The organism is Microbacterium sp. ISL-103, assembly GCF_018613995.1.
Lineage (GTDB): Bacteria > Actinomycetota > Actinomycetes > Actinomycetales > Microbacteriaceae > Microbacterium.
In genome coordinates, this window is record NZ_JAGGPD010000140.1 from 1 (window position 1) to 3,562 (window position 3,562).

The window sequence follows — 3,562 nt, forward strand, 5'->3', positions numbered from 1 at the left end:
CCGCCGGATCGCCCACGAGCGGATCCGGGCCCAGCTTGGCGATGCTGGCGAGCATCTCGTCGGGAGTCTGGATGACGCAGGCCGTCGGGCCCCGCAGGTCGGCGGCGGTGATGTCGGTCATCAGCCGCAGCCTGACCTGGCCGACGACGGGCGGCGGCCATTCGAGTCCCTCGTCGGCGAGCCCCTTGGTCTGCTCCGACATGCGGACGTGCACGCGTGTGCGGCGGGGGGCTCCGATCGAGGCGAGCGAGTTCTCTCCGGCATCGTCGAGGATCTCCTCGTCGACGACCGTGCCCCGCTGATTGGTCTGCCCCATCCGCCCGTTCGCGGAGGCGATGGTGGGGTCGACGAGGATGTCACCGGCGAAGTCCCATGCGCCGTAGAGCCCGAGGTGCACGCGAAGCCACACGTCGCCCTCGGCCTCGAGGAACATCTGCTTGCCGACCGCCTGCACGCCGACCGCCTCGCGGCCGTTCAGGATGGCCGCGCCCTCGGCGAATCTCCCCTGCGGGCTGGACGCCAGCATGGGCTTGCCGACGAAGTTGCGGTCGAACTGACGCGCGATGCGGTGGACCGAATGCCCCTCGGGCATGTCAGGCTCGCGGGTCCGGAAGCAGGGAGCCGTCTCGTTCGAAGGCTGCTATCTGCCCGATACGACGGACGTGGCGCTCGTCCTGCGAGAACGGCGTCGCGATGAACGTGTCGATGAACGAGGTGACCTCGTCGAAGGTGTGCTGGCGCGCCCCGATCGAGATGACATTGGCGTCGTTGTGCTCGCGGGCGAGCTCGGCTGTCGAGGTGTTCCACACCAGAGCCGCGCGGACTCCCTCGACCTTGTTCGCTGCGATCTGCTCGCCGTTGCCCGAACCGCCGAACACGACTCCCAGCGTCGGCACGCCCGCCGCCTGGTCGGTCACGACCGCCTGCGCCGCACGGATGCAGAACGCGGGGTAGTCGTCGAGTGCGTCGTATTCCACCGGGCCGTGGTCCACGACCTCGTGACCGGCGCTGCGCAGATGATCCTGCAGCTGCGTCGAGAAGTCGAGACCGGCGTGATCGGTGGCGATATGGATGCGCATGGCATCCATCCTAGAAGCGCGCAGGGTCAGCGCGGGCTCACGGTGCTACACCCGCCGCTGCGGGCTTGAACCCCGCACGCACGTTCTCGCAGCAGCCGGGACGGCAGACGTCGAAAGCGCCGGGCAGCGCGGTCACATGAGGACGATCCTCGTTCGGGCGACCTTCGAGGCGCTCGACGATCAGATCGACGATGCCGGTGACGAACGACGGTGCGACTCCGGGGGTCGGTGTGCGCGTGAAGGCCAGTCCCGCCTCCTCCGCCGCCTCTGCGGCCTCGGTGTCGAGATCCCAGAGGACCTCCATGTGGTCGCTCATGAATCCGACGGGCACGACCGCCACGGCCTTGCGACCGCGATCCGGGAGCTCTCCGATGACGTCGCACACGTCCGGCTCGAGCCAGGGCTGCGACGCGGGGCCGGAGCGCGACTGATAGACGAGCTCCCACGAGACGTCGGCAGCGGCCGGGATGCTCGCACGCACTCGGTCCATGACCCAGGCGGCGACGGCGAGGTGCTGCGCGGCATACGCTCCCCCCTCGCCCCAGTCGATGTCGCGAGCGCCCGAGCGCTCGGCATCGGCCGTGGGGATGCTGTGGGTCGAGAAGAGGATCTGGATCTCGCCCGGGGCGATCCCCTGGCCGAGGAAGGTCTCGACCGCCTCGCGAACACCGGTCTCGAACGACTCGACGAACCCGGGGTGGTCGTAGAAGGGACGGATCTTGTCGATCGTCACGGTGTCGCCGAGCTCGGTGTCCTCGAGCACACGCGCGAAGTCCTCGCGGTACTGCCGGCAGCTCGAGAACGAGCTGTACGCGCTGGTGGCGAACGCGAGAAGCGTCGTCCTGCCGTCGGCGGCAGCCTCGGTCACGACCTCTTCGAGGTAGGGACTCCAGTTGCGATTGCCCCAGTACACCGGCAGGTCGATGCCGCGGCGCGCCAGCTCGCCCTCGAGTGCTTCCTTGAGGATGCGGTTCTGGCCGTTGATCGGGCTCACGCCCCCGAAGTGACGGTAGTGGTGCGCGACCTCCTCGAGGCGCTCGTCGGGGATGCCGCGGCCGCGCGTGACGTTGCGCNNCCCTCCGGCCCTCCGAAACCAGCGAGGAGGATGCCGTCGTACGCCGTGGGCGTCGTCACATAGGGCACACCCTCGGCGGCGGCAGGAGAGGCAAAGAGGACGTGGTTCGGCTCGATCGCGGTCACCTCTCCATTGTTTCACCTTCCGGACGTGAGACAGGCCGCCGTGCTGGCGTAGGCTGTCATGGTTGCCGTGGGCGCCAACTGCGCTGGGTTGCGGCAGCATCCCCTCACCCCTGGGAGTACAGCTGTGCCTGGAGAGAACCTCACCCGCATCGAAGCGCAGGAGCGCCGTGACGTCATCGACACCCAGTCGTACGAAGTCTCGCTCGACCTGACCAAGGGTGCGGAGGTCTTCGGCTCCCGCAGCGTCGTGCGCTTCACCGCGACGCCGGAGAGCTTCACCTTCATCGATCTGATCGCTCGCGAGGTCCGTGAGATCTCGCTGAACGGCGAGCAGCTCGATCCCGACGAGGTCTTCGCCGACTCTCGGATCGCACTGTCCGGCCTGCAGGCCGAGAATGTCCTCGTGGTCGACGCCGACTGCGAGTACACCAACACGGGTGAAGGCCTGCACCGCTTCGTCGACCCTGTCGACGGCGAGGTGTACCTCTATTCGCAGTTCGAGGTGCCCGACTCCCGCCGCGTGTTCGCCGTGTTCGAGCAGCCCGACCTGAAGGCCACCTTCCAGTTCACCGTGACGGGGCCCGCCTCCTGGAAGGTCGTCTCCAACTCCCCCACGCCCGAGCCCATCGTGCACGACGACGATTCCGTCGCCACCTGGGGCTTCGAGCCCACCCCGCGCATCTCGTCGTACATCACCGCGCTCGTCGCCGGCCCGTACGAGTCGACGCTCTCCGAGCTCACCAGCGCCTCCGGCCGCGTGATCCCGCTCGGCGTCTACGGGCGCAAGAGCCTGTGGCAGCACCTCGACGCCGACTACATCTTCGACAAGACCCGCGAGGGCTTCGCCTACTACGAGTCGAAGTTCGGCGTCCCGTACCCGTTCGCGAAGTACGACCAGCTCTTCGTCCCCGAGTTCAACGCGGGCGCGATGGAGAACGCGGGCGCCGTGACCTTCACCGAGACCTATGTCTTCCGCAGCAAGGTGACCGACGCCGTCAAGGAGCGTCGCGTCGTCACGATCCTGCACGAGCTCGCGCACATGTGGTTCGGCGACCTCGTCACGATGAAGTGGTGGAACGATCTCTGGTTAAACGAGTCCTTCGCCGAATGGGCCTCGACGATTGCGACCGCCGAGGCCACCGAGTGGACCGAGGCGTGGACCACTTTCAACGCGATGGAGAAGACCTGGGCGTACCGGCAGGATCAGCTGCCGTCGACCCACCCCATCGTGGCCGAGATCAACGACCTCGCAGACGTGCAGGTGAACTTCGACGGCATCACCT

General features: G+C 67.6%; 3 protein-coding genes and 1 pseudogene. 1 reads left to right on the plus strand and 3 read right to left on the minus strand.

The genetic code is table 11. The features are described from left to right. From J7E68_RS06035 to J7E68_RS06045, 3 genes and pseudogenes are all read right to left on the minus strand, one after another. Positions 1-592: DNA-formamidopyrimidine glycosylase family protein (locus J7E68_RS06035; RefSeq protein ID WP_285224884.1), on the minus strand; the 592-nt coding region annotated here is incomplete at its 3' end. Between the two features lies 1 nt (position 593). Continuing rightward, complete coding sequence (locus tag J7E68_RS06040; protein WP_215170805.1) at positions 594-1,079, minus strand: ribose-5-phosphate isomerase; 486 nt, start codon at positions 1,077-1,079, stop codon at positions 594-596. A gap of 37 nt (positions 1,080-1,116) precedes the next feature. Further along, positions 1,117-2,279 (minus strand): annotated as a pseudogene (locus J7E68_RS06045) (ferrochelatase). 124 nt (positions 2,280-2,403) lie between these two features. Here J7E68_RS06045 and J7E68_RS06050 point away from each other — a divergent pair. Further along, on the plus strand, positions 2,404-3,562 hold a 1,159-nt coding region (locus J7E68_RS06050; RefSeq protein WP_311416477.1), incomplete at its 3' end, for a M1 family aminopeptidase.

Excerpts from the sequence above, each read along its gene's own strand:
- J7E68_RS06040 (WP_215170805.1), bottom strand. The coding sequence starts at position 1,079 with ATGCGCATCCATATCGCCACCGATCACGCCGGTCTCGACTTCTCGACG.